Origin of the sequence: Bacillus sp. ISL-78, assembly GCF_018613455.1 — a bacterium.
Lineage (GTDB): Bacteria > Bacillota > Bacilli > Bacillales > DSM-1321 > Peribacillus > Peribacillus frigoritolerans.
In genome coordinates this window covers 544,891-570,678 of the sequence record NZ_JAGGQC010000004.1, presented here as the reverse complement: position 1 = coordinate 570,678, position 25,788 = coordinate 544,891, and the positions used below count along the sequence as shown (strand labels likewise).

Genomic DNA, 25,788 nt, shown 5'->3' with positions numbered 1-25,788 from the left:
CGGAGGTGTTTTTTCTTATGTATCGGTCTACCATCCGAGGATCATTTCGGACGTTCGTTCCCTTTTTTCGTCCTTCATGCGAAGAATTCCGTCCTACGGTACAGTTGGAGCCTCAATAAAAACAAACTGATTCTTTTACTGAAAATGATTAATTCCGTAAAATAGTTGCTTTTCTTCTTATTAACTGTCAAGCTTAGATGATCTGGACTATATTGAATAGAACAAGTAGGTGACGAACATGATTGAAGTTAAAACTTCCACACTCAGTGATGGCGAGTTCAATAGAGGCGTATTCGCAACACGAGATATTAAAAAAGGTGAGCTTTTGCATGAGGCACCTGTCATTGCATATCCGAACGAGGAGCATGTTTTCATTGAGAAGACATTGCTGGCTGATTATGCGTTTGAATATGGAATTAACCATACTGCCATGCTTTTAGGCTATGGCATGCTGTTTAATCATTCTTATACACCCAACGCTACGTATGACATAAACTTCAAGAATCATACGTTTGATTTCTTTGCTTACACCGACATAAAAGCAGGAGAAGAAATCCTGATTAATTATAATGGTGAAGTCGATAATGAGGACCCGCTTTGGTTCAATAAAGAAAATGACGGCGAAGATGAAGCTGAATGATCATTGATCCCTCATGAAAGCACTTGTACTTTTGAATGCCTATCCATGGTTTTCGAAAGAAACGAGTGCTTTTCCTTTTTCCTTTCACCAGCTTGAAGGTTTCACGGTGATTTTAAATCGTATTAGTTGTTTACTAAGAGAATATTAAGCAATAAAAAAAAACCAATAAGAAAACTTAATGGGGTCAATTTGATTTCGGAATGCTTGCACCCCGAACCATGATTTTAAACTTGATTATCTGTTGGCATGGAACCCTTTCTAGATTGACACTCCTGCTCAATAACTGGCTAGACGAGACCCCACAGACGCTTGCGTCGAGGAGGCTTGTCAGACAGTCGGCGGAAAGTTCTCTAATTTGTCTATAGTTTGACCCCATTAAGAATAACTAATGGGGTCAATTTACCTTAACGTACGGAAGGGTTACTTGATTTTGTTTTGGTTATTGATTGGAATTGGCTCTTCACCTTATCAATGGTTTCCGGGGTGGCCAGAGATCTTATTTGACTCATAGTTTTTTCACGGGTTTTCTTATTGCGCATTAAAAATGCGGCTGCTCCTATCAGGACGGTTCCAAGCATTTTGTTTGATGGCATGTTAGTTTCCTCCTTCAAGTTAGTCCTATATAGTGTTCCCTCTACGGGCTGAATTAAACAAAAACATCCTTTGGAGAGAGCGGTTTCGCGTTTATTCATCCCCGCTCAGGCTTTCGATGAACTTTATGCTTTGGGGATTTTTCACGACTTTTTCCGCTTGATCCGGGTCAGCTTTCGTTTGCTTCATGTTGTTAAGTTTATATGTCAGCACTCTTTTCACTGACTCGTTAATTCTATCCATTGGAACTTCCCCTGCTTTTACTGCTTGCAGTAACCCGTTATATACCTCAAGCTCATGGGAATATTCATGACAGACAAGCAAAAGGTCAGCTCCTGCGAGGATTGCCTGCTTCCCCATCTCATCATAGGAGAAATACTTGTTCACAGCCCCCATTTCCAAATCGTCGGTGACGACAAGACCCTCATATTTGAGCTTCCCCCGAAGCAGGTCTTCTATGATGATTTTAGAAAGGCTTGCTGGTTTTTCTTTATCATAGGCCGGATATTTAATGTGGGTCACCATCACGAAAAACTTTTGGTTATCCATTTCACTTATGATTTGCTTGAAGGGATAGATATCCGAATTTTCCAGATCCAGTTGGTTGGCCTCCACGGATGAAGTTTCGACATGCGGATCGATTTCGCTGCGTCCGTTGCCGGGAAAGTGCTTCAATGCACCCGTTATCGATACATCATTCAAGCCTTGAATGGCTTTCTTTCCGTATTGATAGACCTTTTCCGGATCTTGCCCCAATGAACGTTTATCCGTTTTTGATAGATCAAGTACAGGGGCAAAATTTATGTTAATCCCCATGGATCCCAGTTCTGTCCCATTCAATCTGGCCACCTTGTACATGTCTTCAATAGAGGCATTTTTACCAAGATCCTGTTGTGCAGGGAGGGGCGATACCCTTTCCTTCATCCTGATGATGTCCCCGCCTTCCTGATCGATGGCCACCATCAACGGAAGCGAATGTGCACTTTGATTGGCCGTTTGCTGGAGCGAGTTGGATAACCGGGCCACTTGTTTAGGTGATTTCATATTGCGGTCAAAATAAATGACGCCCCCTATATGTTTTTGTTCGATGAGTTCGGTAATTTCATCGCTCTTTTCAGTTCCCTTGAAACCGACCATCATAAGCTGTCCGATTTTTTCTTCAAGCGTCATACTATTCAGCAATTTTTCTATTCTCTCATGATTATCTGCATCGGCGCCTTTCCCTTTTTCCGCTCTGGAATTGCCATCCATATTCATCTGAATGAACACGGCTGAAAAAGCGAGGATTGCGATGAAAAGCAGGCCCATAAATATTTTTTTATTCCTCATTCTTTGACCTTCTGTCCTTTCTTGATTCCCATTTTATTGATTTTGTCGCACACTTCTTAATCATGTTCATAAAGTGACGATTCTATATCATCATTGCCGATTTTTTGCATAAACCATTAACCGCGTATAATACTACATACATAGCCTAATTCAAAGGAGATGCACCCATGAACGGAATCTTGAAGAACATTGCCGGCACTTTCAGTCATGCAGTCGATTATGCAAAAGAAAAAATAACAGCCATTACAGGAACAACTTCTGTTACGATAGCTGAATTGAGTGAGCATATCATCAATCAGCCCGAAACAAAACTAATCAGGAAAAGCCTTTTAGGGATACCTTTTTCCTTTTATCATTTACAAAAAGAAGACGTTACGTACTATTTGGAAATGAAAAGCTCACAGGTTCTCCAGTTGGATGTTCAAGCGCATAATCATACGATTGTGTCTTACAGGTCTTATCGAGATAAATCCAGCTTGCCCACGGCCATTAGATTTCCTAAAACCCTTTTATCCGAATGACTCCGGTACAAAAATAAAAAAGCTGATCTCCCCTGCATATGGGGTTATCAGCTTTTTTTCATATCTTATAGGGAGAAAAAACGGTCTCTTTCACTTGAAATCCATTTCTCGGCATCCTCTTCATCCTTTTTAACCAAGCGGTTAACGAGGATATCATGCCAAATATAATTTTCGAGAAAATTGATATGAATGGGATCATCTGTGTAGAACGCCGTTTCTCTCGTTTCGGGCGAAGGGCCGTAAATCGTCTCCTTGCCATCAATGGATAAGATGAACCATTTGTTTTCCCCGATATTTTCCACATAGCTTGTTTGGCGATGTATATCTATACCTGATAATGGTTTTTCAACCTGAAATGCAATCCCCTTGAGCGTGCAATGCGCGGCGGCTCCTATTAGCTCTTGTTCAAGTTTTCCATACATCTCGTCCCACAGGGAAACCACCACCCTTTTCTCGGCTTTGTGAATCAAAGTACGGCAGAAGGAAAGGATGTGCCCTTCACCTTTAAGCGTCATTACACGATTGTCTGACTTCGGTTCGTTTTTCTCGAATTGCTTTAATGTATGGCTGATGGATTGATAGGTATTGTCCCATTTTGATTGAACCGATTCCAAAAAAATATCGACTGGCAGCGGTGAATATTTTATCGAGTCATTGATCTCCTCTTTTAAGACGATTCCTTCTTCTTGCAGGCCATTTAATATTTCATAGATGCGTGCCCTTGGAATCCCTGACTCCTTGCTTACTTGATAGGCACTGGTTGGTCCTTGGCGAACCAAAGAAACATAAGCCTTTGCTTCATATTGACTAAACCCGAGAGACTGTAGTTTTTGAATGATATCTTGCATAGTACCTCCTAGTGCTTTTAGTAAGTTATATGCCTATCATACCAAATCTCTTATCGAAATCTATTCGATATCAAACAGTATGACTCAAATATTCTTATTTACAGGACGGTCCACATTAGTTACTATTTAAATAGTGACTAATATAATAAAACGTGGTTTATGGCTTCAGCAAAACAAGCATTTCAGCCATAATGCCATTGATACGGAGGCTTCTTGGATGGAAGATATACATATTTCGACACTTTTGCTGCTGATGTTTTTTGGATTTTTGGCAGCATTCATTGATTCCGTGGTCGGCGGCGGCGGCCTGATCTCGATACCCGCTTTATTATTTTCAGGACTTTCCCCGTCAGCAGCGATCGCTACGAATAAGTTAGCAAGTTCCATGGGGTCTTTAACAAGCACCATTGCCTTCATTCGCTCAGGTAAGGTTGATTTCAAATTGGTTTCAAAACTTTTCCCATTGATTTTCATAGGTTCCCTGCTGGGAGCTTGGGTTGTCAATTTCGTCTCGCCTGAATTATTAAAGCCAATGATCTTGGTTCTATTAATAGCTATTGCCATTTATACCTTTTTTAAAAAGGACTGGGGCCAGAAGTCGACTTACCATACACTCACATGGCAAAAGGCTGCACTATTTGCGTTCGCTATATTTGCCATTGGTTTTTATGATGGCTTTTTAGGCGCTGGAACGGGATCCTTCATTTTGTTTGCCTTTTTAATGATTGGCTTTGATTTTTTGCACTCTGCAGGAAATGCCAAATTTTTGAACTTTGGAAGTAATTTGGCGGCACTGATCATGTTCATATTCCTTGATATCGTCAACTTTTCCTACGGAATCCCAATGGGGATCTCCATGATAGCAGGAGCGTTGGCCGGTTCTAAATTTGCCATTAAGAAAGGAGTGGCATATGTAAGAGTATTATTTATCATCGTGACCGTCATTTTGATCGTGAAAAATATAATGGATTACTTAATGGGCGGCTAAACTTTTAAAAAAATAGACGACAGCACACTGTTCCCCGCACAGAATGTGACATATAGGAATTATTTGGGTATATGATAGGTAAAGACTGTGTGGAAAGGTGTGATTGGATGATTGAAAAGTGGAATGGCGAAGAAATGGCAGATGTATCGGGGCAAACCATTGTGATTACTGGTGCAAATAGCGGGCTTGGCTTCGAAACGGCTTTTGCACTGGCCGGTAAGGGGGCAGAGATCATCCTTGGGGTCCGGAATGCTTCAAAGGGTGAAAAGGCGGTCGATAGAATCTTATCGGTCCACCCAAAGGCTAATGTACGTGTGATGGAGCTGGATTTAAGTGATTTGAGCAGCATTCGGCATTTTGCCGCTTCCTTTCAGGAAAACTATGAATCTCTCTCCGTCCTCATCAATAACGCAGGTGTGATGATTCCGCCCTACAGTAGGACGAAGGATGGCTTCGAGCTGCAATTCGGCTGCAATCACCTCGGTCATTTCGCTTTGACAGGCCTACTACTTCCGTGTATCCTTTCTACGCCAAAATCGCGTGTGGTCACATTGAGCAGCTTGGCCGCCATCAATGGATATATAGACTTCGAAAATCTAAATGGTGAAAACGGTTATAAACCAATGAAATACTATGGGCAAAGCAAGCTGGCCAATCTGCTCTTCGCCCGCGAATTACAAAATAAATTCAACCAGCATGGCGCAACCCCGATCAGTCTTGCCTGTCATCCGGGCCTTTCCCATACTAATCTCATGTCCCGCGGTTCTGGCAAACCCATAAATAAATTCGTGCACTTTCTTTCCAAAACCATTACCCAGCCGGCAAGTATGGGAGCATTGCCTACTCTTTATGCCGCAACGGAACCTTCATTGACAGGCGGGGAGTATATCGGACCCGATGGAAAGAAGGGAAGAAAAGGTTTTCCCAGAAAAGACAAGATCATCGACACCTTATATAATGAAGAAACATCGAAAAGATTATGGGATATTTCAGAAACTTTGACAGGGGTCAACTATCGTTTCACTGAAAGCATCACACCTAAATGACTTTATATAATTTCGCTCATGAACAGCGCAAAAAAAAAGAGGGAGCATAATGCCCCCTCTTTTCGCTTCCATCATTCAGCGTCAAAAACTTCGACTTTTTCCATTTTGTCGCCATTTTTCATAGCTTTGGCTGTTTCAAGTCCAGATGTCACTTTACCGAATACTGTGTGAACACCGTTAAGATGCGGTTGTGGTTCATGCACGATAAAGAATTGGCTTGAGCCTGTGTCTTTTCCGGCATGTGCCATAGATAGGCTGCCTGCCTCATGTTTATGAGGGTTTCCTACTGTTTCACATTTGATTTGCGTTCCGCTTCCGCCTGCGCCTGTACCTGTTGGATCTCCGCCTTGGCTTACGAAACCAGGGATTACACGGTGAAAGACTACGCCATTATAAAATCCTGTGTTTGCCAAGTTTTCGAAGTTAGCCACTGTGTTAGGTGCTTCGTTCGGGAAAAGGTCGAATTCGATTTTTTCCCCATTTTCCATAAGTATGTATCCTTTTTTAGCCATGTTAAACATCTCCTTTAATATGAACTGAATCAAATCTAATAGTACCATTTTTAGAAGCAGAAAGAAAAGGAAGCGCTACTTATTTCGAATTGTATCATTATACATTCTTCTATTTTTTCTTTTATAATGGGGTAGATTCATTATTATAAGGGGGAACGAACCATGATTCAGCAATTTGATGCATTAGTCGTGAATAAGCAAGATGATCAATTCACCGTTAACATTCAGCAGCTATCACTTGATGATCTACCTCAAGGCGAAGTGCTCATCCGTGTCCATTATTCCGGTGTGAACTATAAAGATAGCCTTGCTTCTATTCCAAATGGAAACATTGTCAGCAGCTATCCGATCGTTCCGGGAATTGATATGGCTGGTGTTGTCATTTCATCTGAGGATTCCCGCTTTAAAGAAGGAGACGAAGTCATTGCGACCTCCTACGGAATTGGCGTTTCCCAATCAGGGGGCTATAGTCAATTTGCCCGTGTTCCTGCAGAGTGGGTCGTCCCGCTTCCTGATGGCCTAACAATGAAAGAGGCGATGATCATCGGAACGGCCGGTTTCACTGCAGCACTATCGGTACTGCGGCTGGAAGAAAATAACCTCACACCTGAGCAAGGGAGCGTTCTTGTCACTGGTGCAACTGGCGGGGTCGGCAGTTTTGCCGTCTCGATCCTTTCCAAACTTGGCTATTCCGTTGAGGCGAGTACTGGAAAGGAATCGGAACATGGATATTTGAAGGCAATCGGTGCGGCGACCATTGTATCGCGTGAAGATGTATATGATGGCAAGCTGCGGGCTCTGGGCAAACAGAAGTGGAGCGGGGCGGTAGATCCCGTCGGCGGTGAACCGTTAGCTTCGGTCCTTAGTCAAATCAAGTATGGCGGAGCTGTGGCGGTCAGCGGATTGACAGCCGGGACAAGCCTTCCTGCCACCGTCTTTCCATTCATCCTAAGAGGTATTAATCTACTTGGGATCGATTCGGTCAATTGCCCGATGGATACAAGATTGAAAGTTTGGCATCGCCTTGCCACCGACTTTAAACTGGAGGATTTGGAACAGCTCGTTCAACAGGAAATTACACTTGAGGAATTGCCTGACGTCCTTCCTACCCTACTAAAAGGGGAAGCAAGAGGCAGGACGATCCTTAAACTTTGAACCAAAAAGTGACGAGAGCATGGCTTCTCGTCACTTTTCATTGTGAACTTTCATTGATAGGGAGACTGATATCTACAATCGTCCCTTCTCCCACTTCGCTGGTGAAATGAATTTCCCCATTATGTTCATGGATGATTTTGGTGCTGACCATGAGCCCGAACCCTGTTCCTTTTTCAGATGTGCTATAAAAAGGCTGCCCTAGATGCTTCATGCGCTCATTTGAAATTCCGCAGCCTTGATCAATGAACCGGATCATCGCAAAGTCACCTTCATGGTTTAACTGTATATGAAGTTTGCCGCCATTCGGCATGGCTTCTATCGCATTATTGACGACATTCGTGAATACTTGTTTTAACTGATTCGGTTCGCCAAAGACAGATGCCGAATCCGTATTATATGCCTTGATGATTTCGACATCATTCAATATCGCTTGAAACTCGGCTAACGTAACCACACTGTCCAATATCTCATTAAGCTGAATGAATTCACAAACCTTCGCTTCAGGCTCTGCTAAACTTAAAAACTCATTGGCCAGGATTTCGATTTTTTCAACTTCACTGACCGTCATTTCAAGATAGTCCTTTTGCTCAGGGTCTTCCCTTAATAATTGCAAAAACCCTTTGACCGTAGTTAATGGATTTCTTATTTCATGTGCGATGCCTGCAGCCATCTGTCCTACCGCCGATAACATATTGGATTTACAGAGCAGCTCTTCGGTTTTTTTACGCTCTGTAATATCCCTACAGAATACCTGTATGGCTGGTTGCCCATTATAAATAATCGGAAGACCGAGTGTTTCACCATAAAATTCTTGTCCATCAAGCCGAATGAACTTTTGTTCCAGTAAACCGACCGCCTGATGATCGTCCCTCATGATTTCGATTCTTTTTTGTACACTTTCCCGGGACTCCAGGTGGACGAACTGAAAAACCGATTTACCGATAATATCTTCCACACTATCCATCCCAAGCATTTTTGCCCCCATGGGATTCATATACTCGATGATCCCATTGCGATGTACAAAAATCGCTTCAGGTGACACCTCCACTAAACTGCGATACCTTTGTTCACTTTCCTTCAAGGCAGCTTCAGCAAGTTTTTGATTCGTAATATCCCGATAAACGAAAACCAATGCGCACGGCTCATTTTCATTATCGCGGATATTAAACAGGGAGATGCTTACATCGATTAACTGGCCATCCTTCCTTAACCTGACCGTTTCAAAGCCTTTCTTTTGTACCCCAGCCTTAATTTGGTCATGCAATTCATTGACTGACTCCTTCAAGAAATCAGGAATAATTGGAAACGGCATGCCAATGAGCTCATCATTCGTCCATCCGAAAAACTCTTCAAAAGCTGCATTCACCTGAAGGGTCTTTCCTTCCAGATCAACAATGGAAATGGCGTCCGGGTTGTTCTCCATGAAAGACTTGAATTTCCCGGTACTATCCTCCGGCTGTTCTCCCATTTGCCCTTGTCCATAATCAATAAGCTTTTTACTCATCAATTTTTTATTCCTTTCTTATCCGGAAATTTACAGTCTCAATTTTACAGTATCAGTAAATCATTTGCCAGTTTTATCATATGTTTTATACAAGTTAAGGATTGATGCACAAAGAGGCTAAACCCCCGTAAGGTTCAGCCTGTTCCTTAAAATGTATTATAAATATTCGGGCATTCTGTACCTGTTGGTTCATAAAAGCAATGGAGCTTGAAACGCCCAACCAGGGGCTGATTATACCAGGTTGCCGGACAATCTCCCTGTGGCCTGAAGTACCATAGGCTAAATTTCGAGGGCCATATCCTTTCACCATTTACACTTCGTCGTGCAAGTCTTTTTTCCCTGTCCCTTGCCCGCTGATAAAAATACCCCTTCTGTACAGCTTCAAAGGCATGCTCCTGATAGATCATGTCTGGAATCGTCCTCAGCCCTTTGAAATCGGAACAATTCGATCTAATCCGATTGATCCCTACATTACCGATCATCAACATGCCCTGATCACCTTCGTCCTCTCCTTCCGCCCTAAGCAATCTTGCCAATAAGGCTATATCGGCATCAGTGTGCTTTACAACGGCCATTCCATCACCTCCACTTTTTTTATCCTATGCCTATGAGATGGAAAAATACTCCGTTTATTAACAAAATCTTCATACGGTGTACACGTCCTATCAATAATACAACCCTATACTTAAGTAAGGCTGGATAGCACGCGTGGCTATCATGGTATTTGGCGAAGGCGGGGCCGGTACTTTCCTTATACATATAAAAAAGGCGGCACACATTGTGCCGTCTTTTATCTTGTCATTCTTTCGCTTCAAATGCCGCTTCAAACGCCAATGATACCTTTTCGAATTCCTCATCCGATTCGATATCGAGCAGTTCACCTTCGCCTTCGACCCTGAAAAAGAAAATATCGATATCTTCATCCGTATCCTCTTCAATATCTTCAAGCAAGCCTACTGCAACATATTCCGTTCCTTCTACATCCAATGAACCTAAAACCTCAACTTCATGGCCTTCATCACTGTCATCAGTAAGAGTGAAAACTTCACCTTCACGAATTTTTCCCATACTACCTCTCCTCTCCTATCCATTAATAATGGAGTTGTTTCCATAGTATATCGGCTATTCCATTTAGAAACAAATTTTTGCCCTGGAAAATGATGAATTCATTTACTCCCAAAGAAAAGAATCTATCAAGAGATACTACGGAAGAAAAGTATTATACCAATTTGTCACCTTTTATCATTTACCAATTTTCCTCCTTTATTACCATCATTTTTAAAAAATATCTAAAAACGGCTATAAAAAAGTAATTTAATTCCGAATAATCTTATATATGCTTTAGCAAGTTGTATCCGGATTTAATGAAGGAGGAAGATTTCTTGGCTGTAAAAAGGGTCGATCACATTGGCGTTGTTGTAAAAGATCTCGAAAAGTCCATCGCCTTTTATCAAGATGTGCTGGATTTGAAATTAAAGAAACGCATGACTCATACTAATGGAGTGATCGAACTGGCATTCCTCGGTTACGAAGAGTCGGACGAAACAGAAATAGAATTGATTCAGGGATATAGCGACACCCTTCCCTCCGAAGCAACGATCCACCATTTTGCCATTACCGTTGATGATATCGAAGAAGAATATGCCCGGATCAAAAGCTTGGATAACACCGAACTGATTGATGAAGTGATTGTCACCCTTCCGAATGGTTATCGCTATTTCTACGTATATGGGCCGGAAAAAGAGTGGATTGAATTTTTCCAAAGGTAAAAAACCATCCTAAAAAGGCAGAGTCTTGTAGACTTCTGCTTTTTTTAACGTTCACTCTGCAAGTGGCTACTTCAAACAAAATTTACAGATAAAAATCCTTTCTTTACTTATATGAAGTAATTTCTTAATATACTGCATTTATCCTAAATGTAATCATATTTTTGGAGGTATGCATTTTGGGGAAAGTGAGCAAAAAGGTAGCTGGAATTACTTTAGCGGGCGCGGTGGCCATATCATCACTAGGTATTTCAACAATGAAGGAAGATGTTCAGGCTAAAGACAAGAAAAAAGAGCCAACCAACGTCATCATGATGGTGATGGATGGAACAAGCACAGGAGCCACAACCCTTTCAAGGTGGTATAAAGGCGATAATCTAGCCATGGACGAAATGCTGTCTGGCGGCATGCGTACATACTCGGCTGAATCGGCGATCACCGACTCAGCTCCTGCAGCAACAGCGCTTGCGACAGGAAATAAATCAAATGATAAATTTGTCGGTGTCCTGCCAACCATCGTTAATTCTCCAGGGCTCGATCCAGTTAATCCGAAAAATGCCCATAAACCAGTCGCTAACGTTTTGGAGGGTGCGAAACAAGCTGGAAAGGCTACTGGCATCATTTCTACATCTGAAATCCAGCATGCTACACCTGCCGGCTTCTCCGCTCACGTGACACATCGAAGCAATTATGGTGATATTGCGGAACAGCAGGTTTATCAGGGGATTGACGTCGTTTTGGGAGGGGGCAAAGAATCCCTTTTACCAGGTAAAACAAAAAATGCAAGAATTGATGGAGAAAACCTTTTGGAAGTGCTCGATGAAGACAAATATGATTTTGTTGAAACCCGTGACGAGCTGTTAAAATCCAAATCGAATAAAATTTGGGGAAGCTTTGCACCTAGCGCCCTGGCATATGATTTAGATCGTAAAACAACAAAGCCAAGTGAACCCACTTTAGCTGAAATGACCAATAAAGCCCTTAAAACCTTGAAAAAAGATAAGATGGCTTCTTCTTATTTGTTGAAGGAAGCAAGATTGACTGGGCTGCTCACGGAAACGACACGATCGGAATGATTAGTGATACTTTAGCTTTTGATGATGCCGTGAACGAAGCCCTTACGTTTGCAAAAAATGACGGAAACACGATGGTCATTGCTGTAACGGACCATGGGAACAGCGGAATTACAATGGGTAACGTAAACACGAACTCCTCCTACCCGGAAACACCCGTATCAGCTTATATCGATCCATTAAAGAAAGCGAAAATGACTGTTGAAGGGGCCTTAAGTAAGCTAAAACCAGATCATTCCAATCTGAAAGAAGTTGCAGCACTGTATGGACTGGATAATCTGACTTCTGAAGAAACAGCAAAACTTACCTATTCTAAAAACGTAGGTGCTGAAATGACAAAGCTGCTTGCTAACCGTGCCAACATTGGCTTTACAACTGGCGGTCATACAGGGGAAGACGTATTCCTGTATTCTTATGGCCCTTCAAAACCGACTGGATTAGTGGAGAATACAGACCTCGCTAAAAAAATGGCCGAATTCATGGGCTTCAATTTACAAAAATTATCGAACAAACTATACATGAATGCCAAAGATTCCTTTGAGAAAAAAGGATATACAACCCGCATTGATGTTACAGACCCGAATAACCCGGTTTTCGTAGCGAAAAAGGGGCAGCAAAAAGTGGAGTTGCCTGCAAATAAGAATATCGTTATCAGCAAGACTCCTAAATCCACTAAACAAAAAGAAATTAATGCGATCACCGTTTACAACGGAAAAGACTTCTATATATCCGAACAAGCATTAAAGGCAGTCAAGTAAGCAACACTTTTGAAAGAAGGAGCCCTTGTTTTTAACAAGGGCTCCTCAGACTGTAAACAAGTTATTTAAAGTCCCAGTTGATTTCAGATTCCGCTCCCTTTCCGCCGACTGTCTGCCAAGCCTCCTCACTGCAAGCGCCTGTGGGGTCTCGACTAGCCAGTTTTCCGGCAGGAGTGTCGCAAATTTCTTCAATCTTATGGGGATTACAGGTGAAAAACTTAAAGGATAAACTAGTCTTAAATATAAGTTGGGATGAGACAGCCCTCAGTTTTTTCTAGAAAACATTCCAGTTGATTTCAGAAATCCGCTCCCTTTCCGCCGACTGTCTGCCAAGCCTCCTCGGCGCATGCGCCTGTGGGGTCTCGGCTAACCAGTTTTTCGGCAGGAGTGTCGCAAATTTCTTCAATCTAATGAGGTTTCGTCCGTATAAACAAGCACTACAATGCCCCTTATTCGGACTCCATCCCCCTTTTGTCGCCAAACTGATGGGCCCTTTTCTTATGAATGATTCAGAACTCCCCGCTTCACCAGCTTGACTTTTTGACACCCGGCAGTTGCCCTTTATGAGCAAGGTCCCTAAAAACGATACGCGACATGTTGAATTTGCGCATATATCCACGGGGCCTCCCCGTTACTCCACAACGATTGTGAACCCTTGTAGGCGAGGAATCACGAGGGAGTTTGGCCAATGCGGCATAATCCCCTTTCTCCTTCAATTCCTTTCTAAGTTCTGCATACTTTTCGACCATTGCCAACTGTTTTTGCGCTTTTATCACCTTGGATTTTTTCGCCATTTATATTCTCCTTTTTTAAGATCTTGAATGTATGAAAAATCTATAAACTATTCACGATTCGTTCCGCTGCCTGTCTTGCTCCCGATATATTCCTGGATATCGGTCCCATTTCAAGTTCAGCCAATGCACCCGTGACATATAAACCAGGTCCCCACTGCAGCGACTGCGATACGCGCAGCGTAAATCATGCGACAGGATGACTGGCGTCAGCCAATCTTCCCTCCTTTTACATCCATTCTCTCTTGTTAAAACATAATCATTACGATTTAAACCTTAAAATTACTTCGTTTCACGGTGGAGCGTGTGTTTCTTCAATCGCGGGCAGTACTTTTTCAATTCGATCCTGTCCGGATTATTCCGCTTGTTTTTCATCGTAATATAATTTCGGTCCCCTGTTTCTGTGCATGCTAACGTAATGTTTACTCTCATTTCTATTTCCTCCTAAAGTTTTTTAATGAACGATTTCCGTAAATGCAGGCAATCGATCTTCATAAAGAGACCAATCCTGCTGCATCTCCATTTCCGTCAATAAGCATTGATCCAATTCATTTTCGATTTCCTGTTGATTCATTTGAATGCCAATCATCACAAGCTCCGTCATCCTGTCACCGTAAACTGCATTCCACCGTTCCAATAATTCAGGTGCTTCAATTAAAATTTGGCGCTGTTCTTCCTCAGGGTAAGCTGCAATCCATTTACCGGCTGCTTGGAAAGTCAATGACGGTCCTGCCTGCGAAAGCAAGCCTGCCGTATCATTTCTCGATGCCAGCCAAAGGAATCCCTTCGACCTCACCACTTGTACGGGCCAGTTCTCCAACCACTCCATCAGCCGTTCTGGATGAAAGGGTATTCCCCTCCTGTAAACAAAAGAAGAAATCCCATACTCCAAGGTCTCCGGGATATGCTCTTCATTCAATTCCTTTATCCAGCAGGCTCCTTGGCTTGCCTCTTCAAAATCAAATAAATGTGTATTCAATACATCCTTTAGCGGCACCTTGGAATGGTCTGTTTCGATAATTCTCGCATCGGCATTCATTTTATGTAGAACCGCCTTCAATTCCGCAACGGAATCAGCATCCATCAGATCGACCTTATTTAACAGGATGACATTGGCGAACTCTATCTGATCTATTAATAGATCGACCACTTCCCTGCCATCCGCAGCATCAGTTGCCTGCATCCTGTCAATAAGCGTTTCTCCGGAAGTGAAGTCTTGCCAAAAATTATACCCATCAACAACGGTAACCATCGTATCAAGCCGGCAAGATTTCGATAAATCAATTCCCATGCTTTGATCAACATAGCAGAAGGTTTGGGCTACAGGGACCGGTTCGCTTATCCCAGTCGATTCAATCACGATGTAATCAATGTCCCCTTGTTTCGCCAATCTCTCCACTTCAATCATCAAATCCTCACGAAGCGTACAGCAAATGCAGCCATTCTGCATTTCCACCAGTTTTTCATCCGTCCGGGTAAACCCTCTCTGTTTGACCAGCGAAGCATCAATATTGATTTCACTCATATCATTAACGATGACGGCAACCTTCAGATCATCCCGATTCTCAAGAATATGATTCAAAAGCGTCGTCTTTCCGGCACCAAGGTATCCACTCAATACCGTAACCGGAATTTTCTTCATCTCCATCCCATACCACTCCTTTACCTAATTTCTTTGCTGCAATTAAATCAAAATCATTACGATTTAGAAACCGAAGCAATCTCCATATAAAAACACTCTCTAATAATAAAACGTAATCATTACTATTTGCAAGTTTTTTTCAAAATTGCTTACGAATACTTCTCCTGAACCCATGTAACCACGCTTGCACCGACAAACGGATAAACGAAAGGGGTGACATTAAAACAATAAAATTAAATGGAAGCCCAATCACACATTACATCATGTGTAAGGAACCTCCATTGCAGTTTAATCTTTTTAATGTACTTCTATATTTACAAACAGCTGCTCATTAACAACGTTTCATTATCCAATACATTTTTCTTTTTCTTTGTTGCTAATCGAGGAAAAAATTATTGGCCATTGTGCTTATTCCGCCATTTCCCACCCTGAAGATGTTGCTGTCTTTTGTTCAAAAGTTTCAATCTCTCTCTTTTTCGCCAGCTTAGAAGCTTGTGATACGGACCACGTTAAATTCCCAAAGGCAATCACTGTCCCGATCGAGATAACTAACACCTTTTTACAAAGTATTTTCTTCAATAGCTTCCTCCCGAGAATGTATTGGAATACTCTAAATATAAACCAACATTGTTAACCTAACATGTAGCTGCTGTAAATGTACGAAATTATTTTTGTACATATGTAAACATAAAAAAGCTGAGTGCATATGCAGTCAGCTTTTCATAGGTGTTTCTTATTTATAAAACACTTTATCGACGTTGTATTTAGCATGAAGTTTATTGATCATGTACGTTTCATAGATTTCACGTTCCATAGCATCTTCAACTAAAATAATGTCAATTTTCTTGACTTCATTACGATGCTCTTTAAGCGGAGATACGTTATCCTCGAAATGCTTCTTGACCCTTGGTCTTAATTTACGTGCTTTACCGACAAAAATCAGCTCATCGTTTTCATTGTAAAACAAGATGATGCCGCCTTTATCACGGGGAATCAAATGAAAATCGATAAACCCGTAAATTTCAGGAATGACAGGCTCGTCTCCTTCAATCACTTGCTTTCTTTGTTTGATGCTTATATCCGCTGCAGGGATTTCAATTTTAATCATTACAATTCACGTCCTCTATTTGTATAAGGTGAAACTTTCAATCGGAATCAAAATACGGTTTCACGGAAGCTAATCACTATAATCTTAAAGGTAAATGGTATCATAATTATGAATGAAAAGCCATGTATGCCTTGATTAGTTTAAGATGATTCTAAATATAAAGAAGAAGACCCGCTGGGAGCCTCCTTCTTTATCGGAAATATCCGTTACCACCTGTGAGCCTTTGCATTGCTTCTTAGTATAATGTTTGTTTGCGATTCTTGCGTATGGCCATTAACTTGAGATTTTGAACGCTTAGGTCTTGTCCAATTATGGTGAAACTTTTGAGAATGTGGATCTAATTGATCTTTATAACTCATTCTGTGTCACCTCATCATTAGGATTTGGATATTCCGTTCAGTGATAGTAATCCCCATCACTTGTTCTAGTATCTTATTTTTCCAAGGCAATTATACATATCCTTTAAAAAGTGAATTCAGCTGACTTGCCTTTTGCAAGGACTTTCCCTTCGTCATCCACCGCATCACTTGACATGACGGATATGCCTTTTATGTTTCCATCATTTAGAATGAAACCAATGTTTCCGCTTTTTGAACCGTTTCCTTCTATTTCACCAGTAAGTTCTTCCAAATAGATCTCATCTTCCCATGTCAGATGTTCTCCTCTGTCCGTTTCAAGGAAAGCAACTGGCGAAAACTTAATTTTTTTATCCGAATTGTTTTTGATTTCCACGTTCACTTTTACGATATCAAAATCTTCATCATGCGTATAGCCGTGGAAGAAATCGATCATGCTGTAATCCGGAGTGGCATGCATCACTTTCATTTCTTTGACTTCAACCTCAATCGGGCCAACATTCAACGTTTCATTCACTTTTTTATAGGCCTTCAAAGTTAATTCGCCTTTGGCATCGGAAACGTTCTGTCCGATCTGGTTCAAGTTTATATCATCAGGAAGCTGCGGATTCGGAACATAGACATCCTTTTTTTCCAGTGGTCGTGCAATTTCCTCTGTTTTTTCTTTAGCTGTCGTTTCTTCTTCGTAAGCTGGTTGGGTATTAAGAGCACCAAATGCCGTTAATAACAGGGCACCAATCATCAGTCTGTTCATTGAATCCCTCCCTGAAGTCATTATTTCTTTAATAGATCAAAAATGATTTTGGCTTGATCCGTGTTATCGACCTGCCCGGCAAAACGTTCTTTATATGGCCCGTATGCGTAGACCGGAACATCTTCACCCGTATGTCCCCCAGTAGTCCAGGCAGTATTGGTCCGGTTATCGAATATGGCTTCGATGGCATTATCGACATTCGTCACATTTTTTGATTTGGCAGCTTCAGTTACCGTTTTGATTTCACCGTCAGTCAGCTTCACTACATTCTGGTTAATATACTGCTTTAACGTCTTTTCGACATCAGCGCCTTTGACGATGGCATCCGCCATGAAGTCAGGAGTGCGCTTGGCTGCCTTGATTGGCTCACCGTACCAGTTATATATTCCTTTTGCTCCGATCGAGAATCCTCCTGTAGAGTGATCCGCAGTAGCCACCACTAAGGTATGTTTGTCTTTCTTCGCAAATTCAATGGCCGCTTTGTATGCTTTTTCAAAGTCTTCCATTTCACTCATTGCACCTACGATATCATTATCATGTCCTGCCCAATCGACCTGGCTTCCCTCGACCATAAGGAAGAATCCATCTTTATCTTTATTCAAGCGCTGGATCGCCGAACTTGTCATGTCTGCCAAAGAAGGCGTTTCACTTGGGCGGTCAATCATTTTCGGAAGTCCTTCAGAAGCGAATAAACCAAGGACCTGCTCATTTTTGTCCTTTTGCATTTGATTTTTATCCGTCACATAACTGTAACCGTCTTTTTCGAAGGCTTTCGCCAAATTGACATCAGGCCGGACAAAATTGGACTTCCCTCCGCCCAATAGGACGTCAATTTTATGTTTACCTTTGATTAATTCGTTATAATAATCGTCTGCGATTGAATTCATGTTTTTCCGATTTTCATCATGGGCGCCAAAAGATGCAGGCGTAGCATGAGTGATTTCCGAAGTGGCAACCAATCCCGTCGCTTTTCCTTTTTCCTTTGCTGCTTCCAATACGGTTTTGACTTCGGATTTATCATTATCCACTGCAATGGCAGCGTTATAAGTTTTCACTCCTGCAGACATTGCCGTAGCGGCTGAAGCTGAATCCGTTATATTCTGTGCAGAGTCTTCTGGGTAAGTCATCTGCTGGCCAACCAAGTATTTATCAAACTCTGTCCGTTCTGCCACCTTCGTACCAGGATTATCTTTTAAATACCGGTAAGCGGAGGTATAGGAAACTCCCATGCCGTCACCGATAAGGAAAATGACGTTCTTGATTTCCGGTTCTTTATTTGGGTTCCCCTTTGCCGAAACTCGATCCGCACCGGACCATGATAAACTTCCAAATGCCAATGCAGAAACGAGCGTGATGGGTAAAACCTTTTTACTCCAAGTGCGATTCAAATGAATGACCTCCCGTTAATGTTTTCTATTTAATTTAACTATAGGTGAAGAAAATGAACTCAATGTCAAGGCTATGTAAAAAAGCGACAGGATAATTGTTAAGACAAAGTAAAGACAGCATGTGGAATTGGTTATTCATAGCAACCATCAGTATCTGGGGTATATTACAGGCCATTTTGCGTCTTCAAATCGGGTGGTTGTCAGGAGTTTAATGTGCTATTAATGGAGTAAAGAAATAAAGCATCCGAATTAGGATGCTTCATAGTCAGACAGCAGACAAAGTCAAAGAAAGTGAGTTTACCTACATTTTTTTTATAAAACGTTTCAGTTGAACCTTTTGCCAAGCCTTCAGTCGTTTTCAGAAATCCGCTTCCTCTTGTCCGACAATCTGAAGCGCTTTTTTCACTATTCTTTCCCTACAACTAAACATTCCAAAGCACGGGCCGCATTCACTCTCGCAACCTCGATGGAATCGGCAGACGACAGGGCGACCGCAACCCTTCTACCTGCCTTTGTAACAGGTTTTCCGAAAAGACGCACTTGTGTATCAGGTAAAGCCAAAGCCTGTTCAACACCGACTATTGAATATTCCGACAACTCTTCTTGCGCTTTTAATGGACGGCTGGCACCCGGACTGATCAGCTTGATTTCCGGGATGGGGAATCCTAGAATGGCCCGAATATGGAGGGCAAACTCGGACAAATTCTGAGTCACCAATGTCACTAGCCCCGTATCGTGCGGACGTGGGGAAACTTCACTGAAATAGACTTTATCCCCTGAGAGGAACAGCTCTACCCCGAATAATCCGTACCCGCCAAGTTCATCCGTAATGGCATGGGCAATTCTTTTCGCTTCCATTATTTGTGTTTCTGTCATATTATGCGGCTGCCAGGATTCAATATAATCCCCGCCCTGCTGAATGTGACCGATGGGAGCACAAAACATGGTACCATTTACGGCCCTGACAGTAAGCAGCGTGATTTCCGAATCAAAACGGATAAATTCTTCAATGATCACCCGTCCATTTTGAACCCGGCCGCCTTCCATCGCGGTTTTCCAGCAATCCTCCAGGTCACCTTCCGTACGGCACACACTTTGCCCTTTACCTGAAGAACTCATCAGCGGTTTTACGACATTGGGAAATCCAACTTCCTTGGCAGCTTGGACAAATTCCTCATAAGTGTTTGCGAATTTGTAGGCTGCTGTCGGAATCTCCAGAGTTTCAGAAGCAAGCCTCCTGATCCCTTCACGATCCATCGTCAATTTAGCGGCTCTTGCTGTCGGAATGACATGAAAGCCTTCCTCTTCCAACTTGACTAATTCGGATGTGGCGATGGCTTCTATTTCCGGTACAATCAAATCGGGGTGTTCTTTTTCTACAACTTCCCTTAGTTGTTCCGCGTCCAGCATATCGATCACATAACTGCGATGAGCGACTTGCATGGCAGGGGCATGTTCATAGCGGTCTACAGCAACGGTCTCCACACCAAGTCGCTGAGCTTCCAGTATGACCTCTTTCCCCAATTCACCCGAGCCCAATAATAAAATCTTTTTCGATTTATACATTCAGTCTCTCCTCCTTAATTCCTCAAAAACATTATATACGAACTATAAACGAATAAACATAAATATTTATTCGTATTTACACTTAGTATTACTTTAATAAATATAAATACAGCTATTGATTTAAGTTTTTTAAAAAAACACCTCATAAGCTGACCCGTTCACTGGATCCTCCCCATTCAACATTGATTACGGTGAAATTCACTCCGCAAAAAATCGAATCCCCATTATCTTCTGCTGAAATGAAGCAAATGTCGAAATTTGCATTACGATAATTTTTGAAAATGTAAGCGCTTTCTATTATAATGAAATTAGGTTGGATGGCATGCGTGGCCGTCACAGTATCTGGCGTAGGTGGGGCCAATACTAGCGCTAAGGAAGGTAAACTTCTTTAACGTAAAACTATTAGATTTCCTTTTGGTAGGGGCTGCAAAATCACCGAGGCATGGAAAATGCCCGTTCATTTCAAGTTGAAAAGCGAGTTAATCATGCAATCGATAAGTAAAGCATAACTTTACTTATTTTTTGCAGCAGCCCTCATCGTTTCAAGTCTAATAGTTTATAAGACTAAAAAGCTCTACCCCATGGAAACGGAGTTGAGCTTTTTCATTTGGTCAGATTTCACATATATAACCCTGCCAAGAAAATCCCAAGCGACTTCTGATAAATCTCATCGAACTGTGATATGGGAAGGGGATTCGTTCCTTTGCCCAGCTCCACGGTAAATCCCGGCCTGCGCCAATCCTGAATGAACCAATCCTTATACCCTGCATAACTATTGGCGGATTTAACAGGCTCATATCCACTGACCCTCGCAAACTCATTGACTATCGTTTCCGACTCGGGTGGTTCCAAACCTTCAAACCCCCAAAAAATCACCTCTCCTTGGGTGTGAAACGCAAGGACTTTGCCAAAATCACGTTTTTTTGTCAACTCTGACATTGCAATAGCCTCTGGCTGTGTAAGCGGCCCTTCCCCTGGATAATTAGCCGGACCTGGCTCCGTTACATTATTACGGGCTTGTTCCAGTTCCCATTCGGCGGGAAATTGATCATTCAGATCCACCCCATTAATATTGGCTTTCCAGCCAGAGAAGTCTTCGCTGCCATTATTCCATTCGATGAGCCGTCCTCTCAATGACTCATCTGCAGGCGGCCCTTTCAGAACCAACTCCACTCCGTCCGGATTCACCATTGGGACGATCGACAGCATCGTCTGTTGATAAAAGGGAAACATATCTAGACCCCGGATGTCAGCCTGATTCGTGATTGCGAGTAAATAATCATTTAAAAAGGTCATGATAACAGGCGTCGTTATCCACTCATTCGCATGAAAGGAACCATTATAGTGAACTCGTTTGTTGCCATTTCCAATCAGAACTTCGGGGATATCCCTTTCAAGCACGGAGTCCCCGGTGGGGGAGGTTTTTATAAATGGATAGATTGTTTTCAAACGTCTAACATCGGTCATCATCGTCCCATAATCATATTCCCGATTTCCTTGAATGAGCCTCCACGTAATCCTTAATGGCACAGATATTGTCTGACCGATTTGCAAGGCATTCGGGTTGAGATTTGGATTAACTAAAAATAGGGCATCCAATGAAAGATTGCGGGACCTGGCAATTGCCCATAACGAATCACCTTGCTTTATGCTATAGCCGGTCGTCGTAAAGCCAGGTATTTTGATTTGTTGGCCAATCATAAGTGCAAGTGGATCAATCCCACTATTGGAATCAATGATAAGTTGGTAATTCACCTTGAATAATTGGCTATAATACCACAAGGAATCATTTTGCCGCACAAAAACGTCCATACTGCACCTCCTCTTAACCAAAAGTATGCGGATTCGATTTAATTATTGCCAAAGCAAAAGTCACTCCTCAAAACGAACCAAATTGGGGTTTTCATCCAGAATGCTTTGATATTGCTCAGTACTTCCATACGTACCATCAGGGTCTAATTCCCGATATCTTTTGAATTTCGCCATCCGATCTTCTTTTTTGACCCAGCCCAGATGCTTCAATCGTATGTCGGATAACTTGTGAGGCAATTCAAAGACATTTTCTGCAAATCTACCGCAATGCTGCGGCCTATCGTTCCATTTGCATTCAAACCCCTCCCGATATCTGACAAGGAACGGCCGGTAATACTGGTGAGCGTACCAGTGTTCATCCTCCCTGTAATGGGTTTCATTCCAAAAGTCATATAACCGGAAACAATATACATCCACTTCTTGATCGCTTATCAGCTGCCTGACTTCCTCTTTGAATCTATTTTCAAACACTTCATCGGCGTCAAGATTTAAAATCCACTCGGGATTTGACTTCACTGTCTCTGTCCATTGCATTTTACGAAGTTCAATTTCATTGGAGAACTTGGAGATATCATTCCTGATCATACGCACCGGTATCCCGTTCAAAACCTCTAAACAAACCTCTGCGGAATTGTCCGTGCTGCCGTCATCAATAATCACCGCTTCATCAATATAATCACGAATTTCCTCTAAAACCTTCCTTAGATAGCGCTCGCTTTCATTTTTCATGACCATGCTCAGCGTTATTTTAGGACGTGATGCCTCTGAACCTTCCCCCATATCCGTTCGATCAAGGAATTCCATCGCACCTTCCAAATCCGAATCCCTGTATATATGATAAGCGGGTAAGTGGGTATCAACATACATCGAAATCCCTAAAGCTGCTGCACGGATGCAAAAATGCCGGTCTTCACCCCAAAATGACAGATTCTCGATTCTATTAAAATTCACCCCAGCTTTCAAAGCTCTTTGGCTGATGAGTGTACAGGCACCCAGTCCCCCAACTTTATGAACACCAGGTGTTCGCATCTGTCGGATGAACGACTGATAACGTGTGTTGATCTCCGAGTCCGTCAACGCCTGATTGCGTGATATCTCCCATTGGGTATATTCATCATATAGCCATACTTGAGGCCGCTCTTCGGCATCAGGCTGCCATTTTGTCCAGAAAATATTAGAGGTGATATCCTTATTTGCAGAAATAAGCTGGTTGACGGTCTGAGGATATAGCAGGAGGTCTGAATCGATTAGAAATAAATAATCATATTGTTCTTTAATCGCGTGTTCGATTATCATATTTTTGAAATCCGCGACCTTCCATACCAGATTTTCATTCCAGTAATGGGTAGTGCCATTACACACATAAACATCGCTTTGATTGGATGCCAGTAATTTGACATTGTTCTGCTCCTGACTGAAATCTTCGAGCATCTTGCTTGATCGCTCATCTTCATTGTCATCAATGAAGAAATAGGCAAGTTCCTTCCCCGCCGCATCCAACCGTTTGAGTGAAAGCAGGAACTTTTGTAAAATATGTGGTTTTTGGTAAATTGGACTGCCCACTAACACCCGAACCTTTTTACTCGTCATTAATACCACCCTTTACCATTAATCTTAACTGGCCCCCAATTAATCTGACTGCAAAACTTTCCCTGAAGACATTTATAACTATATATTCTTACCGAACTTGTCGGATGTCATTTAAAAACGGCGTCCTGCGTAAACAAAACAGGCATCCATTCATGAATGGATGCCTGTTGCATTTACCAGATTGGGAGTACCATATATTACACTTCTTGCGGTACTGATAAACCTAAACCTTCTGCTATGCGTGTTCCGTATTCAGGATCGGCTTTATAAAAATGACCGATTTGACGAAGCTTGATTTCCTCTAATTCCACAGGTTTCATTGCGCCCACGATCGTGTCAACAAGGCGCGTTTTCTCTTCGGCACTCAATAGACGGTATAAGTCGCCTGCTTGAGTGTAGTGATCATCACTATTATGACCAACTTGTGCAGCTTTCCCGGTCACCTCGAAAGGAGTGACTTTATTTTCCGTTGATTCGGCAGGGCCGCCAAAACTATTCGGCTCATAATAAACCGATCCCTTGCCATTGTCATCTGCACGCATGAAGCCATCACGCTGATAGTTGTTCGCTTCCACTTTCGGACGGTTAACCGGAAGCTGGTTATGGTTCGAGCCCACACGGTAACGGTGTGCATCTCCGTATGCGAATAGACGCCCTTGAAGCATCTTGTCCGGGGAAGCCTCAATTCCCGGTACGAATGTTCCCGGTGAGAATGTAGCTTGCTCTACTTCTGCAAAGTAGTTTTCAGGATTTCTGTTCAATTCCATACGGCCAAGCTCAATCAGCGGATAATCTTTTTGAGACCATACCTTCGTCACATCGAATGGATCGAAACGGTATGTATCCGCATCTTCCAGAGGCATGATTTGAACATATAATTTCCATGCAGGGAAGTCCCCTTTTTCAATGGCATTGAAAAGATCTTCCGTATGGTAATCAGGGTTTTCCCCTGCTAGTTTTGCAGCAAGATCCACATCGAGGTTTTTGATGCCCTGTTCTGTTTTGAAGTGGTATTTCACCCAGACGCCTTTTCCTTCTGCATTCACCCATTTAAATGTGTGACTACCGAAGCCATGTGTATGACGAAGTGTAGCAGGAATGCCCCGATCGGACATCAGGATCGTCACTTGGTGCAGAGATTCCGGTGAATGTGACCAGAAATCCCAAACAGCCGTAGGGTTTTTCAAATGTGTTTTAGGATCTCTCTTTTGTGTATGGATGAAGTCGGGGAATTTAATCGCATCGCGAATAAAGAATACTGGCGTATTATTACCGACGATATCGTAGTTTCCTTCTTCGGTGTAGAATTTAACGGCAAATCCACGCGGATCACGGACTGTATCTGCAGAACCCAATTCACCTGCAACCGTGGAGAAACGAATAAAAAGATCCGTCTTCTTGCCCACACCATTGAAAAGTTTAGCTTTCGTGTACTGAGAAAGGTCGTTCGTTACTTCGAAAGTGCCGTATGCACCGGCACCCTTCGCATGAACCACACGTTCAGGGACACGTTCACGATTGAAGTGGGCTAGCTTTTCCAATAAGTGTACATCTTGAATGAGCACAGGGCCGCGTTCGCCGGCAGTGATAGAGTTTTGATTGTCTCCAACTGGGGCTCCCCAGCTTGTAGTAAGGTTTTTCTTATTCGACATAATTGAACCACCTTTTCATTATTATTTATGTATATAATGATAAAGCTTCTCAGAAAAAAATCAATACTTATTTATAATAATTTTAATATAATAATCAATTCATTATTAACTTGCTGATGATATACACCAAACAAATCCATAATATGTATAGTCCAAAAGGTATAAACGTTGGGGTAACAGTCTATTCACATAAACCCATTCCTAATAATGGTATACGACCCTTATAGGCGATTTTCCTTCATGACGAGTGATTTTATCATTTCTCCTACCAATGGGATATCAATCGAGAATGGTTAACGAATAATCATAGATACTTTGAACTACTTCACCTCTTTCCTTCTATTCATCTTATAACAAACCAAATTGTTCTCCTGTGACTTTGTTCACTTCCTCAGCCT

General features: G+C 42.2%; 26 protein-coding genes and 1 pseudogene. 7 read left to right on the top strand and 20 right to left on the bottom strand.

The window, feature by feature from the left end:
* Window positions 1–238 precede the first annotated feature (238 nt).
* Window positions 239–640: an SET domain-containing protein gene (locus tag J7I96_RS08410; protein WP_034310428.1), complete on the top strand. Its 402-nt coding sequence runs from the start codon at window positions 239–241 to the stop codon at window positions 638–640.
* A gap of 404 nt (window positions 641–1,044) precedes the next feature.
* Here the strand turns inward: J7I96_RS08410 and J7I96_RS08405 are convergent, their stop codons facing one another.
* Window positions 1,045–1,233 (bottom strand): hypothetical protein, encoded by a 189-nt coding sequence (locus tag J7I96_RS08405; RefSeq protein WP_034310424.1) that lies wholly within the window; start codon window positions 1,231–1,233, stop codon window positions 1,045–1,047.
* Between the two features lie 91 nt (window positions 1,234–1,324).
* On the bottom strand, window positions 1,325–2,560 hold the full coding sequence (gene nagZ, locus J7I96_RS08400) for a beta-N-acetylhexosaminidase (protein WP_214922498.1): 1,236 nt from the start codon (window positions 2,558–2,560) through the stop codon (window positions 1,325–1,327).
* 167 nt (window positions 2,561–2,727) lie between these two features.
* On the opposite strand from nagZ, the gene J7I96_RS08395 reads away from it, so the two are divergent.
* Window positions 2,728–3,081, top strand: a complete 354-nt coding sequence (locus J7I96_RS08395) for a hypothetical protein (RefSeq protein WP_214922500.1) — start codon at window positions 2,728–2,730, stop codon at window positions 3,079–3,081.
* A gap of 65 nt (window positions 3,082–3,146) precedes the next feature.
* Here J7I96_RS08395 and J7I96_RS08390 read toward each other — a convergent pair whose 3' ends face one another.
* The gene (locus J7I96_RS08390) at window positions 3,147–3,929 is read right to left on the bottom strand and encodes a TrmB family transcriptional regulator (protein ID WP_214922501.1); all 783 of its coding nucleotides are present in this window, start codon (window positions 3,927–3,929) and stop codon (window positions 3,147–3,149) included.
* A gap of 217 nt (window positions 3,930–4,146) precedes the next feature.
* Here J7I96_RS08390 and J7I96_RS08385 point away from each other — a divergent pair, with 217 nt between their 5' ends.
* Complete coding sequence (locus tag J7I96_RS08385; protein WP_214773154.1) at window positions 4,147–4,917, top strand: sulfite exporter TauE/SafE family protein; 771 nt, start codon at window positions 4,147–4,149, stop codon at window positions 4,915–4,917.
* A gap of 107 nt (window positions 4,918–5,024) precedes the next feature.
* Entirely contained in the window at window positions 5,025–5,963 is a 939-nt protein-coding gene (locus tag J7I96_RS08380) for an oxidoreductase (RefSeq protein WP_214922503.1), read from the top strand.
* Between the two features lie 71 nt (window positions 5,964–6,034).
* Here the strand turns inward: J7I96_RS08380 and J7I96_RS08375 are convergent, their stop codons facing one another.
* Window positions 6,035–6,475, bottom strand: a complete 441-nt coding sequence (locus J7I96_RS08375) for a peptidylprolyl isomerase (RefSeq protein ID WP_053536682.1) — start codon at window positions 6,473–6,475, stop codon at window positions 6,035–6,037.
* 162 nt (window positions 6,476–6,637) lie between these two features.
* Between J7I96_RS08375 and J7I96_RS08370 the strand changes: the two genes are divergently transcribed.
* Window positions 6,638–7,630, top strand: a complete 993-nt coding sequence (locus tag J7I96_RS08370; protein WP_214922505.1) for an NADPH:quinone oxidoreductase family protein — start codon at window positions 6,638–6,640, stop codon at window positions 7,628–7,630.
* Window positions 7,631–7,667: 37 nt separating this feature from the next.
* Here the strand turns inward: J7I96_RS08370 and J7I96_RS08365 are convergent, their stop codons facing one another.
* The 3 genes from J7I96_RS08365 to J7I96_RS08355 form a co-directional block, all read right to left on the bottom strand.
* On the bottom strand, window positions 7,668–9,134 hold the full coding sequence (locus J7I96_RS08365) for a PAS domain-containing sensor histidine kinase (protein ID WP_214922506.1): 1,467 nt from the start codon (window positions 9,132–9,134) through the stop codon (window positions 7,668–7,670).
* Window positions 9,135–9,280: 146 nt separating this feature from the next.
* The gene (locus J7I96_RS08360; RefSeq protein WP_214922508.1) at window positions 9,281–9,709 is read right to left on the bottom strand and encodes a cell wall hydrolase; all 429 of its coding nucleotides are present in this window, start codon (window positions 9,707–9,709) and stop codon (window positions 9,281–9,283) included.
* 223 nt (window positions 9,710–9,932) lie between these two features.
* Window positions 9,933–10,202, bottom strand: a complete 270-nt coding sequence (locus tag J7I96_RS08355; RefSeq protein WP_034310405.1) for a DUF1292 domain-containing protein — start codon at window positions 10,200–10,202, stop codon at window positions 9,933–9,935.
* 296 nt (window positions 10,203–10,498) lie between these two features.
* On the opposite strand from J7I96_RS08355, the gene J7I96_RS08350 reads away from it, so the two are divergent.
* Window positions 10,499–10,903 (top strand): VOC family protein, encoded by a 405-nt coding sequence (locus J7I96_RS08350; protein ID WP_214922510.1) that lies wholly within the window; start codon window positions 10,499–10,501, stop codon window positions 10,901–10,903.
* 176 nt (window positions 10,904–11,079) lie between these two features.
* Window positions 11,080–12,731, top strand: a pseudogene (locus J7I96_RS08345) (alkaline phosphatase).
* A gap of 274 nt (window positions 12,732–13,005) precedes the next feature.
* Here the strand turns inward: J7I96_RS08345 and J7I96_RS08340 are convergent.
* From J7I96_RS08340 to katA, 13 genes are all read right to left on the bottom strand, one after another.
* Window positions 13,006–13,278: a hypothetical protein gene (locus tag J7I96_RS08340; RefSeq protein ID WP_214922511.1), complete on the bottom strand. Its 273-nt coding sequence runs from the start codon at window positions 13,276–13,278 to the stop codon at window positions 13,006–13,008.
* On the bottom strand, window positions 13,256–13,525 hold the full coding sequence (gene rpsN, locus J7I96_RS08335; protein WP_214773148.1) for a 30S ribosomal protein S14: 270 nt from the start codon (window positions 13,523–13,525) through the stop codon (window positions 13,256–13,258). The genes J7I96_RS08340 and rpsN overlap by 23 nt, the downstream gene beginning before the upstream one ends.
* 279 nt (window positions 13,526–13,804) lie before the next feature.
* Window positions 13,805–13,954 (bottom strand): 50S ribosomal protein L33, encoded by a 150-nt coding sequence (rpmG, locus tag J7I96_RS08330; RefSeq protein WP_214922513.1) that lies wholly within the window; start codon window positions 13,952–13,954, stop codon window positions 13,805–13,807.
* Window positions 13,955–13,976: 22 nt separating this feature from the next.
* Window positions 13,977–15,170 (bottom strand): GTP-binding protein, encoded by a 1,194-nt coding sequence (locus tag J7I96_RS08325; protein ID WP_285292094.1) that lies wholly within the window; start codon window positions 15,168–15,170, stop codon window positions 13,977–13,979.
* A 402-nt stretch (window positions 15,171–15,572) separates the two neighbouring features.
* Window positions 15,573–15,743, bottom strand: coding sequence for a hypothetical protein (locus J7I96_RS08320; RefSeq protein WP_214773146.1), 171 nt, complete (start codon window positions 15,741–15,743; stop codon window positions 15,573–15,575).
* A 154-nt stretch (window positions 15,744–15,897) separates the two neighbouring features.
* The gene (locus J7I96_RS08315; RefSeq protein ID WP_214773199.1) at window positions 15,898–16,278 is read right to left on the bottom strand and encodes a nucleotide excision repair endonuclease; all 381 of its coding nucleotides are present in this window, start codon (window positions 16,276–16,278) and stop codon (window positions 15,898–15,900) included.
* Window positions 16,279–16,478: 200 nt separating this feature from the next.
* The gene (locus J7I96_RS08310; RefSeq protein WP_072272311.1) at window positions 16,479–16,631 is read right to left on the bottom strand and encodes a YpzG family protein; all 153 of its coding nucleotides are present in this window, start codon (window positions 16,629–16,631) and stop codon (window positions 16,479–16,481) included.
* A gap of 103 nt (window positions 16,632–16,734) precedes the next feature.
* Window positions 16,735–17,382 carry a DUF4352 domain-containing protein gene (locus J7I96_RS08305; RefSeq protein ID WP_214922514.1) on the bottom strand — a complete coding sequence of 216 codons (648 nt, stop codon included), beginning with the start codon at window positions 17,380–17,382 and terminating at the stop codon, window positions 16,735–16,737.
* Between the two features lie 20 nt (window positions 17,383–17,402).
* The gene (locus J7I96_RS08300; RefSeq protein ID WP_214922516.1) at window positions 17,403–18,770 is read right to left on the bottom strand and encodes an alkaline phosphatase; all 1,368 of its coding nucleotides are present in this window, start codon (window positions 18,768–18,770) and stop codon (window positions 17,403–17,405) included.
* A 405-nt stretch (window positions 18,771–19,175) separates the two neighbouring features.
* Window positions 19,176–20,336 carry a phosphoribosylglycinamide formyltransferase 2 gene (purT, locus tag J7I96_RS08295; protein ID WP_214922517.1) on the bottom strand — a complete coding sequence of 387 codons (1,161 nt, stop codon included), beginning with the start codon at window positions 20,334–20,336 and terminating at the stop codon, window positions 19,176–19,178.
* A 618-nt stretch (window positions 20,337–20,954) separates the two neighbouring features.
* Window positions 20,955–22,148, bottom strand: coding sequence for a M14 family metallopeptidase (locus tag J7I96_RS08290; RefSeq protein ID WP_214922519.1), 1,194 nt, complete (start codon window positions 22,146–22,148; stop codon window positions 20,955–20,957).
* Window positions 22,149–22,208: 60 nt separating this feature from the next.
* Window positions 22,209–23,738, bottom strand: a complete 1,530-nt coding sequence (locus J7I96_RS08285) for a glycosyltransferase family 2 protein (protein ID WP_214922521.1) — start codon at window positions 23,736–23,738, stop codon at window positions 22,209–22,211.
* 197 nt (window positions 23,739–23,935) lie between these two features.
* Entirely contained in the window at window positions 23,936–25,390 is a 1,455-nt protein-coding gene (gene katA / locus J7I96_RS08280; RefSeq protein WP_034310374.1) for a catalase KatA, read from the bottom strand.
* Between the last annotated feature and the right edge of the window lie 398 nt (window positions 25,391–25,788).

Excerpts from the sequence above, each read along its gene's own strand:
- J7I96_RS08410 (WP_034310428.1), top strand. The coding sequence starts at position 239 with ATGATTGAAGTTAAAACTTCCACACTCAGTGATGGCGAGTTCAATAGA.
- J7I96_RS08405 (WP_034310424.1), bottom strand. The coding sequence starts at position 1,233 with ATGCCATCAAACAAAATGCTTGGAACCGTCCTGATAGGAGCAGCCGCA.
- nagZ (WP_214922498.1), bottom strand. The coding sequence starts at position 2,560 with ATGAGGAATAAAAAAATATTTATGGGCCTGCTTTTCATCGCAATCCTC.
- J7I96_RS08395 (WP_214922500.1), top strand. The coding sequence starts at position 2,728 with ATGAACGGAATCTTGAAGAACATTGCCGGCACTTTCAGTCATGCAGTC.
- J7I96_RS08390 (WP_214922501.1), bottom strand. The coding sequence starts at position 3,929 with ATGCAAGATATCATTCAAAAACTACAGTCTCTCGGGTTTAGTCAATAT.
- J7I96_RS08385 (WP_214773154.1), top strand. The coding sequence starts at position 4,147 with ATGGAAGATATACATATTTCGACACTTTTGCTGCTGATGTTTTTTGGA.
- J7I96_RS08380 (WP_214922503.1), top strand. The coding sequence starts at position 5,025 with ATGATTGAAAAGTGGAATGGCGAAGAAATGGCAGATGTATCGGGGCAA.
- J7I96_RS08375 (WP_053536682.1), bottom strand. The coding sequence starts at position 6,475 with ATGGCTAAAAAAGGATACATACTTATGGAAAATGGGGAAAAAATCGAA.
- J7I96_RS08370 (WP_214922505.1), top strand. The coding sequence starts at position 6,638 with ATGATTCAGCAATTTGATGCATTAGTCGTGAATAAGCAAGATGATCAA.
- J7I96_RS08365 (WP_214922506.1), bottom strand. The coding sequence starts at position 9,134 with ATGAGTAAAAAGCTTATTGATTATGGACAAGGGCAAATGGGAGAACAG.
- J7I96_RS08360 (WP_214922508.1), bottom strand. The coding sequence starts at position 9,709 with ATGGCCGTTGTAAAGCACACTGATGCCGATATAGCCTTATTGGCAAGA.
- J7I96_RS08355 (WP_034310405.1), bottom strand. The coding sequence starts at position 10,202 with ATGGGAAAAATTCGTGAAGGTGAAGTTTTCACTCTTACTGATGACAGT.
- J7I96_RS08350 (WP_214922510.1), top strand. The coding sequence starts at position 10,499 with ATGAAGGAGGAAGATTTCTTGGCTGTAAAAAGGGTCGATCACATTGGC.
- rpsN (WP_214773148.1), bottom strand. The coding sequence starts at position 13,525 with ATGGCGAAAAAATCCAAGGTGATAAAAGCGCAAAAACAGTTGGCAATG.
- rpmG (WP_214922513.1), bottom strand. The coding sequence starts at position 13,954 with ATGAGAGTAAACATTACGTTAGCATGCACAGAAACAGGGGACCGAAAT.
- J7I96_RS08325 (WP_285292094.1), bottom strand. The coding sequence starts at position 15,170 with ATGGAGATGAAGAAAATTCCGGTTACGGTATTGAGTGGATACCTTGGT.
- J7I96_RS08310 (WP_072272311.1), bottom strand. The coding sequence starts at position 16,631 with ATGAGTTATAAAGATCAATTAGATCCACATTCTCAAAAGTTTCACCAT.
- J7I96_RS08305 (WP_214922514.1), bottom strand. The coding sequence starts at position 17,382 with ATGAACAGACTGATGATTGGTGCCCTGTTATTAACGGCATTTGGTGCT.
- purT (WP_214922517.1), bottom strand. The coding sequence starts at position 20,336 with ATGTATAAATCGAAAAAGATTTTATTATTGGGCTCGGGTGAATTGGGG.
- J7I96_RS08290 (WP_214922519.1), bottom strand. The coding sequence starts at position 22,148 with ATGGACGTTTTTGTGCGGCAAAATGATTCCTTGTGGTATTATAGCCAA.
- J7I96_RS08285 (WP_214922521.1), bottom strand. The coding sequence starts at position 23,738 with ATGACGAGTAAAAAGGTTCGGGTGTTAGTGGGCAGTCCAATTTACCAA.
- katA (WP_034310374.1), bottom strand. The coding sequence starts at position 25,390 with ATGTCGAATAAGAAAAACCTTACTACAAGCTGGGGAGCCCCAGTTGGA.